Source organism: Streptomyces sp. DG2A-72 (assembly GCF_030499575.1).
Classification (GTDB): Bacteria; Actinomycetota; Actinomycetes; order Streptomycetales; family Streptomycetaceae; genus Streptomyces.
In genome coordinates this window covers 7,990,837-8,004,728 of sequence record NZ_JASTLC010000001.1, presented here as the reverse complement: position 1 = coordinate 8,004,728, position 13,892 = coordinate 7,990,837, and the positions used below count along the sequence as shown (strand labels likewise).

12 protein-coding genes and 1 pseudogene are annotated in these 13,892 nt (G+C 68.6%); 10 read left to right on the top strand and 3 right to left on the bottom strand.

Annotation, left to right across the window (positions count from 1 at the left end; genetic code table 11):
* The first annotated feature begins 130 nt into the window (after positions 1–130).
* From QQY66_RS38035 to QQY66_RS38000, 8 genes and pseudogenes are all read left to right on the top strand, one after another.
* Positions 131–1,282 carry a DUF1611 domain-containing protein gene (locus tag QQY66_RS38035; protein ID WP_301984895.1) on the top strand — a complete coding sequence of 384 codons (1,152 nt, stop codon included), beginning with the start codon at positions 131–133 and terminating at the stop codon, positions 1,280–1,282.
* Positions 1,279–2,967 carry an ABC transporter ATP-binding protein gene (locus tag QQY66_RS38030; RefSeq protein WP_301984894.1) on the top strand — a complete coding sequence of 563 codons (1,689 nt, stop codon included), beginning with the start codon at positions 1,279–1,281 and terminating at the stop codon, positions 2,965–2,967. Before QQY66_RS38035 ends, QQY66_RS38030 begins: the two co-directional genes overlap by 4 nt.
* A 213-nt stretch (positions 2,968–3,180) precedes the next feature.
* The gene (locus QQY66_RS38025) at positions 3,181–3,333 is read left to right on the top strand and encodes a hypothetical protein (RefSeq protein ID WP_301984893.1); all 153 of its coding nucleotides are present in this window, start codon (positions 3,181–3,183) and stop codon (positions 3,331–3,333) included.
* Positions 3,334–3,533: 200 nt separating this feature from the next.
* Positions 3,534–4,118, top strand: coding sequence for a cysteine hydrolase family protein (locus QQY66_RS38020; protein ID WP_301984892.1), 585 nt, complete (start codon positions 3,534–3,536; stop codon positions 4,116–4,118).
* A 227-nt stretch (positions 4,119–4,345) separates the two neighbouring features.
* Positions 4,346–5,179 (top strand): PIG-L family deacetylase, encoded by an 834-nt coding sequence (locus QQY66_RS38015; protein ID WP_301984891.1) that lies wholly within the window; start codon positions 4,346–4,348, stop codon positions 5,177–5,179.
* A gap of 732 nt (positions 5,180–5,911) precedes the next feature.
* Entirely contained in the window at positions 5,912–6,292 is a 381-nt protein-coding gene (locus QQY66_RS38010) for a hypothetical protein (RefSeq protein ID WP_301984890.1), read from the top strand.
* A gap of 5 nt (positions 6,293–6,297) precedes the next feature.
* Positions 6,298–6,630 (top strand): annotated as a pseudogene (locus QQY66_RS38005) (nucleotidyl transferase AbiEii/AbiGii toxin family protein); the annotation flags it as partial.
* Positions 6,631–6,868: 238 nt separating this feature from the next.
* Complete coding sequence (locus QQY66_RS38000; RefSeq protein ID WP_301984889.1) at positions 6,869–7,402, top strand: TerD family protein; 534 nt, start codon at positions 6,869–6,871, stop codon at positions 7,400–7,402.
* Between the two features lie 226 nt (positions 7,403–7,628).
* On the opposite strand, the gene QQY66_RS37995 is transcribed toward QQY66_RS38000, so the two are convergent.
* Entirely contained in the window at positions 7,629–8,960 is a 1,332-nt protein-coding gene (locus QQY66_RS37995; protein WP_301984888.1) for a class I SAM-dependent RNA methyltransferase, read from the bottom strand.
* A 97-nt stretch (positions 8,961–9,057) separates the two neighbouring features.
* Positions 9,058–11,106 (bottom strand): APC family permease, encoded by a 2,049-nt coding sequence (locus QQY66_RS37990; protein ID WP_301984887.1) that lies wholly within the window; start codon positions 11,104–11,106, stop codon positions 9,058–9,060.
* A 429-nt stretch (positions 11,107–11,535) separates the two neighbouring features.
* Between QQY66_RS37990 and QQY66_RS37985 the strand changes: the two genes are divergently transcribed.
* On the top strand, positions 11,536–12,207 hold the full coding sequence (locus QQY66_RS37985; protein ID WP_301984886.1) for a TrkA family potassium uptake protein: 672 nt from the start codon (positions 11,536–11,538) through the stop codon (positions 12,205–12,207).
* A complete protein-coding gene (locus tag QQY66_RS37980; protein ID WP_301984885.1) occupies positions 12,207–12,884 on the top strand; it encodes a TrkA family potassium uptake protein in 678 nt (225 codons plus the stop codon). Before QQY66_RS37985 ends, QQY66_RS37980 begins: the two co-directional genes overlap by 1 nt.
* Positions 12,885–13,108: 224 nt before the next feature.
* Here QQY66_RS37980 and QQY66_RS37975 read toward each other — a convergent pair whose 3' ends face one another.
* Complete coding sequence (locus tag QQY66_RS37975; RefSeq protein WP_301984884.1) at positions 13,109–13,891, bottom strand: DUF3159 domain-containing protein; 783 nt, start codon at positions 13,889–13,891, stop codon at positions 13,109–13,111.
* Between the last annotated feature and the right edge of the window lies 1 nt (position 13,892).

Sequence of the window (13,892 nt, the reverse complement as noted above, 5' to 3'; positions counted from 1 at the left end):
TATTGAGACCCCGCCCTCCCGGGTGATCTCCCCTCAAGTTTCTCTTTTGGTCGCCGCGGATTTGAGTGATGAAGAATCCCTAAGGTGCTCCACGGGGCGATTTTCAGCTCGTGCGAATAAGGAGAAATCCATGCAGAGCGCGCGGTTCAACGCTTCCGGCAATGCGGCGGCGAAAGTTTCCTATACGGCCCGCCGCCTTGTCGAGCTGGGCCACGGAAGCACCGGCACACTGGGGCTGAGCAGGCAGGATGCCCGTCCGCGGGCAGGCGACCTGGTGCTGTGCCGGGTGACCGAAATCGGCCATCACAAATCCCTCGGGCAAGCACACGGAAAGCGCAATCGGCTGTTCGTCGGCGACACGATAGTGGTCGCATATGGCGCACGCTACGCCCCCGACCAATTCGAGGCAGAGGTGCCCGGCGACCTCGGCCCGTGTGACCTGGCCGCCGGAGGCGGCATAGCCGGCCGGGTCGTCTCCTCGCACTCCAGAATGAACCCTCCCACCCGGCTGCAGCCCCTTGGTCTGGTCACCGACGAGCACGGCGCGGTCATCAACCTCGCCCGCCTGGCCCGGCCCGTCGTGCCGGCCCTCGCACCGCGCCCGCGCACCATCGCCGTACTCGGCACATCGATGAACGCGGGCAAGACGACCGTGGCCGCCGCCCTCATACGCGGCCTCAGCCTGGCCGGCCGCCGGGTCGGCGCGGCAAAGGTGACCGGCACCGGTGCGCCCGGGGATCCGACGCTGATGGCCGACGCGGGCGCGTCACGGGTCATCGACTTCACCGACCTGGGCTTCCCCACCACCTACCAGCTGCCGATGGCGCAGGTGATCCGCATTCTGCGCAGCGCGGTCACGGATCTGACGAGCCACCAGGCAGATGCCATAGTGCTGGAAATCGCGGACGGGATCCTGCAACGGGAGACGGCGGCGCTGATGCGGACACCGGAATTCCGTGCCGATGTGGACGGCATCGTGTTCGCGGCCGGTGACTCGGTCAGCGCGGTGGCGGGAGTACGGCTGCTGCGTGAGGAGGGGCTTCCCGTCATGGCCCTGAGCGGGGTGCTGACGGCCTCTCCGCTGGCCATGGCCGAAGCGGTGGCCAGTGTGGACATCCCCGTGTTCGAAGCGGCCGAGTTGTCCGACCCCTCCGTCGCCGGCCGGATCCTCACGGGTGCCATGGCGGGCGGGAGCCTCGTGAGGGACGAGAGCGGCCTGCCGGAGGACCACAGTCGACTGACGGACTGCAGCGGCCCTCTGACGGCCGAATCAGTGGCTTGACCGCGGCGGGACGGCAGCGCGTCCGGATGCCGCACACCCTCGGCGGTGTACGGCGCCGGCTCATGCTCCTCCTGGTCCTCGCGGGGTTCGGGCAGGCGGTCTGCGTGGTCGGCTTCGCCCTCCTGGTGCATGGCGCGGCCTACCGCATCACGCACGGCGGGGAGATGGCGTCCGGCCACGACCGCAGCGCCATCTACACCCACGTCGCCGGTTACGCGCCCGGCACACTGGCCGCCGGACTCCTCACGTCGGCGTGCGCGACCGTACTTCTCAGGGCGGCAGGCGAACCGCTCGCGGAACGGCTGGCCCAGAGCTACGTACACAGCGTCAGAATGCGTCTTTTCGACCACGTCGCCGGAAGCGAGGCATGGGGCCCGGACCGGCGTACGGTCGGCGTCACCGTGCTCCGGTTCACCGGCGACGCATCCGCCCTCCGACTGTGGATCAGCAAGGGCGTGGCACCACTGCTGGTGGACGGGGTGTTCGTGGCGTGCGCGCTCGTCGCACTGGCCGTCATGGCGCCGAGGATCGGCACGCTTTCGGCGGCGATGATCCTCCTCGCCGCGGCCACCGTCGCGCTGTTCGGGCGGCGGTTGCGCGAACGCGTACGCGAGACCAGACGGCACAACGGCCGGCTCGCCGCCTTCGTCAACGAACGGGTCACGCACACGGCCGTCATTCAGTCCCTCGGACGCATCGAGCAGGAGCGCCGGGTGATGCGGCGGCGCAGCCGTGAGTACGGTCGCGCCATGGTGCGCCAGGCCCGGCTCACCGGAGTGATGTCGGCGACGGCCGAGGCGTGCGGCATCGGGATCCTGCTGATCGTGGTCACCGCGGGCCTGGTGGCGGGCACCAGCTGGGAGGTCCTCGCTTCGCTGCTGACGGTGGCGAACTTCCTCGGCGGGCCCCTGGCCTCGCTGGTCCGTGTGCAGGAGCACTGGCAGCAGTCGCGCGTCGCGCGCCGTCGCATAGCCGAGGTCCTCGCGGCACCGGCGCCGCTGCGCAGGCGGCGCCGGGCCGAGCCGCTCGCGGAAGGGCCCGGGCGCCTGGAACTCGCGGGGCTGCGCGTGTACGGCGTCCTGGACGCGTCGGCCGTCGCACGGCCCGGGCAGCGGATCGTACTGCAGGGCCCTCCGGGCGCGGGAAAGTCGCTGCTGCTTCGCCTCATCGCCCGACTCCAGGAACCGGACGCCGGCACCGTACTCCTCGACGGCCAGGACCTCGCCCGGCACGACCCCGAATCCGTACGGCGGATGATCAGGCTGACCAGCCCCGAACTGCCGTTGCTCCGCGGCAGCGTGGGCAAGAACCTGCGACACGGCGAACCACCCCACACGGCCACGGCTGCGGACGAGGAACACATCGAGGCCCTGGCCGAGTTGCTTCCCGACGGCCTGCGCACCCGCGTGGGTGAAGGCGGGCACGGCCTTTCCACGACCGTGCGCTACCAGGTGGCGATGGTACGAGCACTGCGCAGCGGCCCCCGGGTCCTGCTGCTGGACGAAGCCAGGCCGGAAAGGGCGCCGGGTTCCGACCTACTGGAACGTCTGCTCGACCGATACCCGGGCACCGTCGTCTACGTCACCGACGAACCCAGGCTCGCCGCACGCGCGGACGCCCTGTGGCAGATCGACGACGGCAGGCTCACGGTCCATGAGCGGGGCACGAGGCCAGGACGGGAGTGAGGCTGCATCCGCAGCATGGCCGCCGCCAATGGTCCCCAGGCGCGCCGGAATGCGCCCACGCGGGCGGCGTGCCTCGGACATCTGAACCGCTCAGTGGCTTCCCGATGGGGAAATCAAGCCGTTTCTCCGTCCGTGCCACCTCGCGAGGTCGCGGTCAGAGAACCCGCCGGGCTCCACCGATGATTTCTTGTGAGCTGCGGAGTCAGTAGAGCCATGACTGATGTGAACAAGCCGCCGGTCGTCTCCCGCCAGGAATGGCCGGCCGCGATCGCCGCCGCCCGGCGACGGCTGCCCATGACCGAGGCGGACCCCTCAGCCCCGCTCGTCGGAAGCAACGAACTGTCCTATCTGCACCAGCGTGGGTGAAGGCGTGCTACCTCCGCGATGGGGACCGCGTCTACGAGACGTACTGGACCACAGGCCACGACGACGACCTCCACAGCGGACAGCCCAGCACGCGTACGGGCAGTTCGGGCTGCTGTTCGTGAACCCGAACCCGACGGCCGTCGGGGGGCGACTTGATACCAGACTTGCTCTTGTTTCCCAACGGAGAAGGGACGGCAAGCATGGCGAACAGCGCGCTTCTGGTGATGGACGTCCAACGGGACGTCGTGGCCATCGCCGACGACGGTTCCGGATATCTGCCGCGCTTGCGCAGGGCGATCGACGGTGCCCGGGCTGCCGGCATCCCCGTGATCTACGTGGTGATCGGGTTACGGCCGGGCGATCCAGAAGTCAGCCCTCGCAACAGGGTGATGACCAACGCCGTACGGGCCGGCCTGTTCACCGAGGGTGCCCCTGGCACCGAGATCCATCAGGACGTCGTGCCCCAGCAGGGCGATGTCGTGGTGACCAAGAGGCGGGGGAGCGCGTTCTCGGGCAGCAACCTCGACTTGGTACTCCGGGCTCGCGATATCGACAGCCTTGTTCTCACCGGCATCGCCACCAGCGCGGTAGTGCTGTCCACCCTGTGGCACGCCATCGACCTGGACTTCGGCCTCACCGTCCTGGCAGATGCCTGCCTCGACACCGACCCCGAGGTGCACACGATGCTCACCGAAAAGCTGTTCCCGCAGTGGGCAGATGTCCTCACCGTCGAGGACTGGCTCAAAGCCATCGTCGATGTCGGACCGAAGTCGGATCCGACGTAGCGCCGAGACGTACAGGTCACGCCTGTACCTCGTTCGCGTCGAAACGCCGAAGCCTGGAAGGCCGAGCGGCCGCGCCGGGAACAGCCGGGCCGGCCGGCAGGTTGCCTCGACCGAAGGACCCGGAGACCGCAAGGTCGTCCGGCCTACCAGGATCCGGGCCCCAGGATCGCGGTATGCCCGCCGCGCACTCATACCAAGACGACGTATTTCTGCAGGAGGACTGTTTCATGTCTGACCGGCCCTTGACGCTCATGGCAGTACACGCCCACCCCGACGACGAGGCCACCGGAACCGGAGGGGTCCTCGCGCGGTATGCGGCGGAAGGCATACGCACGGTTCTCGTGACGTGTACCGACGGCGGTTGCGGTGACGGACCGGGGGGTGTCAAGCCGGGCGATCCCGGGCATGATCCGGCGTCCGTCGCCTTGATGCGCCGTCAAGAACTCAAGGCGAGCTGTGACGTCCTGAAGGTCAGCGATCTGGAGATGCTGGACTATGCCGACTCCGGGATGATGGGCTGGCCGAGCAACGACGCCCCCGGGGCGTTCTGGCAGACCCCCGTGGAGGAAGGCGCCGCCCGACTTGCGGAACTCATGCGGCACTACCGACCCGATGTGGTCGTCACCTACGACGAGAACGGCTTCTACGGCCACCCCGACCACATCCAGGCACACCGCATCACGATGGCGGCGCTGGAGCTGACCGAGCTGACGCCGAAGGTGTACTGGACGACGGCGCCCCGCTCGATGATGCAGCGATTCGGGGAGACCATGCGCGAGTTCCATCCGGACATGCCGGAGCCGGACCCTGCCGAGGCCGCCGCGCTGGCCGAGATCGGCCTCCCCGACGATGAGATCACCACATGGGTGGACACCACCGCGTTCAGCGATCAGAAGTTCGATGCGCTGGCCGCGCACGCCAGTCAGGGCGAGAACATCTTCTTCCTCAAGATGGGCAAGGAGAGGTTCGGCGAGTTGATGGGCATGGAGACCTTCGTACGCGTCAAGGACGCCACCGGCGCGGCCACACCCGAGAACGATCTCTTCGCCGGACTGCGCTGATCCACCCGTCCGACCGGACCCGGGAAAGCTCCTCGGCCGCACGGCGCGACAGCCCAGGTCACAAGCCCGGCGGTCTGCTCCGATCAAGACAGACCGCCGGGGAACGGCAGGCTGCACCCCGCAGGCCCGATCAACTGTCGTGGTGCCCGTTCTCATGGTGCCCGTTGTCGTGGTAGCCGCTGTCATGGAAGCCGTCCGGGCCACCACGGTCAGACACACCGCCCTGTGAAACCGCGGGGGTCCTGTGCGAGTCCCAAGGCATGGGAGCGGCCAAGGCACCCGGGCCGAGGACGCTGCACGCTGCTGTGACCAGGAATACGGTGGCAACTGAACGCTTGCGCAAACGCATCTGCTCTCCTCCGTGGACTGGATGAATGACAAGTTGCGTGAGTTCGGCGGTGCGAACTCACGACTGGCGGCTACCGGCCCAGCAGACCTTGCTGGTGTACGACGTGGATGAAGCCTTTTGAGGCCCCTACGGTGTGACGTGCATGTGGGCAGGAACCTTGCGTAAACCTTGCTTCGCTGGTCAGCGTGGGGTGGTAAAAGCCACCGTCACGGCGCAGCGTCAAACGGCCGTCGCGAGCGTCATGACGAGCAGTCCGCCCCTCCTCTTCGGAGCGGAACAGGCTGCACGACCAGCTCCCCCTGCACGAGCCCACCGACGCTCACGCCGGACGCCGGCTCGCGCATCATGATCCGCACCACTTCTCCGGCCGCCATAATGGAGTCATGCCCTCCAGCCCACGGCACCCCGCACCCACCCCGAGGGACGTCTCGGGCGCGGACGCCGAGGACCTCGCGCTGTACCGGGAGAAGTTCCGGCGGCGCCTGCCGAAGTCGCTGGACGAGTTGCAGGGCCCCGCTCAGGGGGTCGTGGAGCTACCGCTGCACATGGCCTGGTCGGGGATGACCTCGTACGACCTGGGCAAGCCGCGCCAGCGTATGGGCCTGTACCGCACCGTCCTGCACGACGACCTGCCCCGCCACCTCAACCAGGACCTGCTCCTCCAGCTGTGGCCGGTGCTGCGCACCCTCGTCGGCCGCACCGTGCGCGCCGTATGGGAAGACGCCTTCCCCCAACTCGCCTCCCGCACCCGGGCAGCCGCGTGACGGACATGCCGGAGCTGCACACCCGGCTCCTGGCGGACGTGATCGCCCTCGGCTCCCCCTATCCACTGGTCCTCACCGGCGGATACGCCGTGCGGGCACACCGCCTCGTGAACCGCCCCAGCCAGGACCTCGACGTCGCCACCGAGAACCCGGCGCCCATGGCCGACATCGCCGCCACGCTTCGCGCCGGCCTGGAAGCCCGCGGCTGGAAGGTGCACGCGCTGGAAACCTCCCCGCTGTCCGCCCGCTTCACCGTGACCGACCCGGCGACCTGTCGCCCAGAGCCCGTATGGCCCGTCCTCGCGGAGGAGGACGTGATCGGGACCAAGGTCCGCGCCCAGGGATGAAACACCCCGGTCCGTAACGGTCCGCCGATGCACGGTGCCCCGGCGTTCCGGGCTTTCATCATGGACGTCACTGCCCACCCAACCGCCTCGACCGATGCCGGGGCACGCGCGAACGCACCGGCCCGTCCAAGGAGCCAGCTGCACAAGGCTTCAACAGGTTGGCCAAGAGCCATACTTGACCATGCGGGGATCATCCCGTGGTGGCTTGGCATGGAGAGGAAGCAATCCGGTGAGCAGCGACAGCCAGGAAGTGGGGAAGGTTGAGGTACGGCTCAAGTGGGACCCGAGTCCCTGGAATCAGCCACCTCACCATCTCGACATCGTCGCCACGACCTACTCGGCGGATGCCCCCTACGGGCGGCCTGTCTACGTCGTCCACTTCGAGAGCCGCTCACCGGACGGCACCATCAACATGAGCCGGCACAGCCAGACCGGTCAGGGCTTCGGCTATGTCGAAACGATGACTCTGGAGCTCCATCGCCTCGCCTCCTCCTTCGCACGGGTGGTCGTGGGCGTGGCGATCCACCAGAACACCGGCCCAAAAACCTTCGGTGACATATCCAACGCCGGAGTGCTGGTCGTCGAGGGGTACAAGGAACTACTCAAGGACGACTTCGCGCAGGTCTCCGGATCCACCGCCGCGACCGTCGCAGAGTTCACCCGGGACACCTCCGGAGCGTGGGAGTTTCACGAGATGGTCCGAGGGTTCGACAGCGACCCCGTGGCCTTCACCGCGGAGATGGGCAACACCCCGTCGCCCTGACCAGGCAGCAGCACAGAGACATACGACCCGGTGACACAGTCATGAGCTCCTGGGTCCGAAGCAAGCCCCTGTCACTCCGCCCTTTCAGGTGGCCTGACCAGCCCAGCAACGCACCTGACACCCCATCAGAACGAGCGTCAAATGAGCGTCACGAGCGTCATTTCAGCGTCAAGATATCGCCCGTAACGCCCACACCGCACATAATGCGCACGCACAAAACCGCAGGTCAGGAACCCTTCGCCACCGGTTCGAGGATCGCCACGCACTCCACATGATGCGTCATCGGAAACAGATCGAACGCCCGCAACATCCGCACCCGATACCCCCCATCCCGGAAGTACCCCAAATCCCGCGCCAGCGCCGCCGGATCGCACGCCACGTATGCGATACGACGCGCGCCGAGCGACGACAGGTGCTCGACCGTCTTCCGTCCCGCTCCCGCCCGAGGCGGGTCGAGGACGATCAGGTCGACCTCGGTGATACCCGTGCGCGGCAGGACCGACTCGACCTTGCCCTGCTCGATGCGGACGCGGGGGAAGTCGGCGAGGTTGTGCCGGGCGTCTTCGACGGCGCGCTTGCCGGACTCGATGCCGAGCACCGCGCCCTTCTCGCCGAGCCGGTCGGCGAGGGCGCCGGCGAAGAGGCCGACGCCGCAGTAGAGGTCGAGCGCCATCTCGCCCTTGCGTGGGAGCAGCCCCTGCATGACCGCCGTCACAAGCGTGTCCGCGGCCTTCGGGTGGACCTGCCAGAAGCCGCCGTTGCCGACGCGGTAGGTGCGGCCGTCGGCGCGTTCGCGGACGAAGGGGCGGCCGTGGACGCGGTGGACGCCGCCGTCCTTCTCCTCCACCCGCAGCACGGACACCGGCTTGTCCAGCTCGACGAGCGGCAGCCGCGCGCCCGGCCTCGGCGTCAGGATCACCTGGCGGTCCTGCGATCCCGTCGCCGCGATCGCCTCGACGGACTCCATGCCCGTCCAGTCACGCTTCTCGATCCCCAGCTCGCTGACACCCTCGGCCGCGATCATGCAGTGGTCGATCGGCTCCACCTCGTGCGAGCGGTGCCGGCGCAGACCCGCCCGTCCCGTCTCGGCGTCCACGGCGTACTGCACCCGCGTCCGCCACGCCGGGACCTGACCGGCAGGCAGCTTGTCGCCCTCGGCCGGCATCACCGTGCCGTCCCAGCCGGCCTCCTCGGGCGTCAGCCCCGCCAGCCGCTGCAACTGCTCGGCGATGACCTCGCCCTTCATCCGCCGCTGGGCGCCGGGCTTGGCGTGCTGCCAGTCGCAGCCGCCGCAGCGCCCCGGACCGGCGTACGGGCAGGGCGCCTCGACCCGGTCCTTGGAGGCGGACAGCACCTCCACCGCGTCCGCGCGCAGGAAACGGGAGCCTTCCTCGCCCTCCGTCACCCGCGCCACGACCCGCTCACCGGGCAGCGTGTGCCGGACGAACAGCACCTGCCCCGACTCCGTACGGGCGATGCAGTGCCCGCCGTGCGCGACGGGCCCGATCTCGACCTCGTACTCCTCCCCGACCAGTGACTTCTTCGGTTCTGCCTGCATGGCGGGGTGACTCCACAACGTCAAAGGAAAGAGGAAAACGGGCGCTCAAGGGGATCAGCTGGACAACAGCCCACCAGTCTACGTGCTCAGCCGCACGTCACTCCTTCCCGCTCGGCTCCTTCGCCCGCTGCTCCGCCGGACCACGCCGCACCGACCCCGGCGCGTTCCACTCCTGCCGCTTCCGCGCCCGCTTCCTCGCGAGCTCGGACGACTCCAGCTGGTAGGGCACCGAGGTCACCATGACACCCGGCGTGAACAGCAGCCGGCCCTTCAGCCGCAGCGCGCTCTGGTTGTGCAGCAGCTGCTCGTACCAGTGGCCGACGACGTACTCGGGGATGATCACCGACACGACGTCGCGCGGCGACTGACGGCGCACGTTCTTGACGTACTCGATGATCGGCCGGGTGATCTCCCGGTACGGCGAGTCCAGCACCTTCAGCGGTACGTCGATCCCGCGCCGCTCCCACTCCGCGCGCAGCGCCTTGGTCTCGGCCGGGTCGACGTTGACGCTGAGCGCCTCAAGGGTGTCCGAGCGCATCAGCTTGGCGTAGGCCAGAGCCCGCAGGGTGGGGCGGTGGATCTTGGAGATCAGCACGACGGAGTGCACGCGGGACGGCCGTACGCTGTCGTCGCTCGGGCCCTCGGGGGCGGCGAGTTCCTCGGAGACGTGGTCGTAGTGGCGGCGGATGGCCGTCATCGTGACATAGAAGATCACCATGCCGAGCAGCGCGACCCAGGCGCCGTGGGTGAACTTGGTGACCAGGACGACCACCAGCACCAGGCCGGTGAAGAAGGCGCCGAAGGTGTTGATCGCGCGGGAGCGGACCATGTGGCGGCGCTTGGCGGGGTCCTTCTCGGTGGCCAGGTGGCGGTTCCAGTGGCGGACCATGCCGGTCTGGCTGAGCGTGAAGGAGACGAACACGCCGACGATGTACAGCTGGATCAGCCGGGTCGAGTCGGCGCCGTACACCCACACCAGCAACATGGCCGCGCCGGCCAGCAGCACGATGCCGTTCGAGAAGGCGAGCCGGTCGCCGCGGGTGTGCAGCTGGCGGGGCAGATAGCGGTCCTGGGCGAGGATCGAGCCGAGCACCGGGAAGCCGTTGTACGCGGTGTTGGCCGCGAGGAACAGCACCAGGGCGGTGGCCGCGGCGAGCACGATGAAGAAGAAGCTGCCCTTGCCGAAGACGGCCTCGGCGACCTGGGTGATCACCGGGTTCTGGACGTAGTCGGAGCCGAGCGCGACACCGTTGCTGAGCAGGTCGACGGCCGGGTTCTCGGCCATGCGGACCTTGGTCGCCATGGCCAGCCCGATGATCCCGCAGAACATGGTGACCGCGAGCAGACCCATCATCGCCAGCGTGGTCGCCGCGTTCTTCGACTTGGGCTTGCGGAAGGCCGGGACACCGTTGGAGATCGCCTCGACACCGGTGAGCGCGGCACAGCCGGAGGAGAAGGCGCGCAGGAGCAGGAAGACCAGAGCGAAGCCCGCCAGTCCCTGATGCTCCGCCTTGATCTCGTACGACGCCGTCGGCGCCCGCATGGGGTCGTCCAGCACCAGCCCGCGGAACGCGCCCCACGCGATCATGATGAACACGCCCGCGACGAACACGTACGTCGGGATCGCGAAGAGCTTGCCGGACTCCTTGACGCCGCGCAGGTTCATCAGTGTCAGCAGCAGGATCACGGCGATCGCGCAGACCACCTTGTTCTCGACCACGAAGGGGATCGCGGAGCCGAGGTTCTCGATGCCGGACGAGATCGACACGGCAACGGTGAGGACGTAGTCGACGAGCAGCGCGCTCGCGACGGTCAGGCCCGCCTTGTTGCCGAGGTTGGTGGTGGCCACCTCGTAGTCGCCGCCGCCGCTCGGGTAGGCGCGCACGTTCTGCCGGTAGGAGGCGACCACCGTGAACATCAGCACGACGACCGCGACCGCGATCCAGGGGCTGAAGTGGTACGCCGACACGCCCGCGATCGAGAGGACCAGCAGCACCTCTCCGGGCGCGTACGCCACGGAGGACAGCGGGTCGGAGGCGAAGACGGGGAGGGCGATGCGCTTCGGCAGGAGTGTTTCCCCCAGCCGATCACTGCGCAGTGCGCGCCCGATCAGAATCCGTTTGGGCACGTCGGTCAGTTTGGACACAACAGAGGATCGTAGGCGTTCGAACGGGGGGCCGCCCACCTGCCACCCCACATCTGCTCACCGGGTGAAAACAGGGACCGGTGCGGGGGCGGTTTCCGCGGGCCGCCTGGCACCTATGCCTATATGACAAAGCCCGACTGATTCCCGATCGATTCCCGGTGGACTCCCGCCCGATTCCCGTCCGTCTCCCGGCCGTTGCCGACCTCTGGAGGATCCATGCACAGCACCGCCCAGCTGATCGGCGCCGCGGCCGCCCTCGTCGGCCTCGGCATCCTGACCCTGGTCAGCGTCCGCAGCATCAGCCGCCGCTGACCCGCAGTGACCCGTGCACGGGGGTCCCCTCCGCCGACCGCGCGTGTGTAGCTTGGGCGGCGGTCTGAGACCCTGTTCAGACCTAGTCAACGACTCTTTGACAGCGGAAGGACGGTCGTGCACATCGTCATCATGGGCTGCGGCAGAGTGGGCTCCGCTCTCGCCCAGACCTTGGAGCAACAGGGGCACACGGTCGCCGTGATCGACCAGGACCCCACCGCCTTCCGACGGCTCGGCTCCTCGTTCGGTGGCCGCCGGGTCACCGGCGTCGGCTTCGACCAGGACACCCTGCGCGAGGCCGGCATCGAGGAGGCCGGCGCCTTCGCCGCCGTCTCCAGCGGCGACAACTCGAACATCATCGCCGCCCGCGTCGCGCGCGAGATGTTCGGCATCGAGAACGTCGCGGCCCGTATCTACGACCCCCGCCGCGCCGAGGTCTACCAGCGCCTCGGCATCCCCACCGTCGCGACCGTGCGCTGGACCGCCGACCAGATGCTGCGCCGTCTGCTCCCCTCGGGTGCCGAGCCGCTGTGGCGCGACCCCACCGGCGGTGTCCAGCTGGCCGAGGTGCACGCCTCGACCGCCTGGGTCGGTCACAAGATCAGCAAGCTGCAGGAGGAGACGGGCGTCCGCGTGGCGTTCCTGACCCGCCTCGGTGAGGCGGTGCTGCCCTCCTCGCAGACGGTGCTGCAGGAGGGCGACCTGGTGCACGTGATGATGCGTGCCGACGAGGTCGACAAGGTCGAGGCGGCGTTCGCCAAGGGTCCCGAAGAGGAGGGCGGTCACTGATGAGGGTCGCCATTGCCGGTGCCGGTGCGGTGGGCCGCTCGATCGCGGGCGAACTGCTGGAGAACGGCCACGAGGTCCTGCTCATCGACAAAGCGCCGACCGCCATCTCGGTCGAGCGCGTGCCGCAGGCGGAGTGGCTGCTCGCCGACGCCTGCGAGATCACGTCCCTGGACGAGGCCGCGCTCCAGCGCTGCAACGTCGTGATCGCCGCGACCGGCGACGACAAGGTGAACCTGGTCGTCTCCCTGCTGGCGAAGACGGAATACGGCGTCCCGCGCGTCGTCGCCCGGGTGAACAACCCGAAGAACGAGTGGCTGTTCAACGAGTCCTGGGGCGTCGACGTCGCCGTCTCCACCCCCCGTCTCATGTCCGCCCTCGTCGAGGAGGCGGTCAGCGTCGGCGACCTGGTCCGGCTGCTGCGCTTCAGCCACGGCGACGCCAACCTCGTCGAGCTGACCCTGCCGGAGGAGTCGGCTCTGGCCGGCACGCAGGTCGGCGATGTCGAGTGGCCGCAGGACACCTCCCTGGTCACCATCATCCGCGGCAACCGCGTCCTCACCCCGTCCCAGGAGGACTCCCTGGAAGCGGGCGACGAGCTGCTGTTCGTGGCGGCCCAGGCCCGCGAGGAGCAGCTGGAGGATCTGCTGTCGGTGCGGCGCGAGGACACGGTGAGCTGAGCCGTTCCAGGGTTACGACGACGGAGGGCGCCCCGCGACTCGCGGGGCGCCCTCCGTCGTCGTAGAACCGCTTGCTAGGCGGTCCGGCGATGTCTGCTGCGGTTCGGCAGCGCCCTGAAGGGGCGCGGGGCTGTATCTATATGCGGCTCCGCCGCGTGGGCGCGACGAGCTACGACGGCGCCGCAGACGATCGACGGCATATCGCGGCACCTCCAGCGGAGCGCCTAGGCGTCCCGGCGGTGCCGGCCCGCCGTGGCCTCGCCGTGCTCCGGCGTGAGAGCTGCCTTGCGTTCCTGCTCGGCCTTCTCCTCCGCCTCCATCTCGGCGAACACGTCGATGGGTGCCGGAGCCTTCGCCAGGAACACCCAGGTCAGCCAGACGGCCAGCAGGAACGGCGGGATCTTCAGGGCGACCAGGACCCAGCCGAGCTGGGTGGTGTCGGCCCACCAGTACAGCGGGAAAAGGATCGCGCACTTGGCGAGCAGGATCAGTCCCCAGGCGTAACTGGCCTTGGCGTACGCCTTCTTTCGGCCCGGGTTGCGGGTGCGCCAGGAGAGGTTCTCCTTGAAGACCGGGCCGAGGATCAGGCCGAGCAGCGGGACGCCGGCCAGGGTCGTGATGATGTACGCGAGCGCCAGGCCCAGCGTGTAGAGCATGCCGGGCAGGTAGAAGTCCTTGGCGTTGCCCGTCATCATCGCGAACACGACACCGAACGCGACGCCGAAGACTCCGCTGAAGGCGTGCTTGACGGTGTCCCTCATCGCCAGGCGGACCACGACCAGCAGCAGGGACACACCGAGGGCGGCGATCGCCGACAGGTGCAGGTCCTTGTTGATCGTGTAGATGGTGACGAAGAGAAGACCGGGCAGCACCGTCTCGATCATGCCCCGCAGGCCGCCGAACGCCTCGAACAGCGCTGCCTCGGTCACCGCCCGGGCGTCGTGCCCGGCGGCTGCGGTGTCTTCGGTGTCTTCGGTGTCTGTGGTCGGCTTGTCGAGCGACGTCACC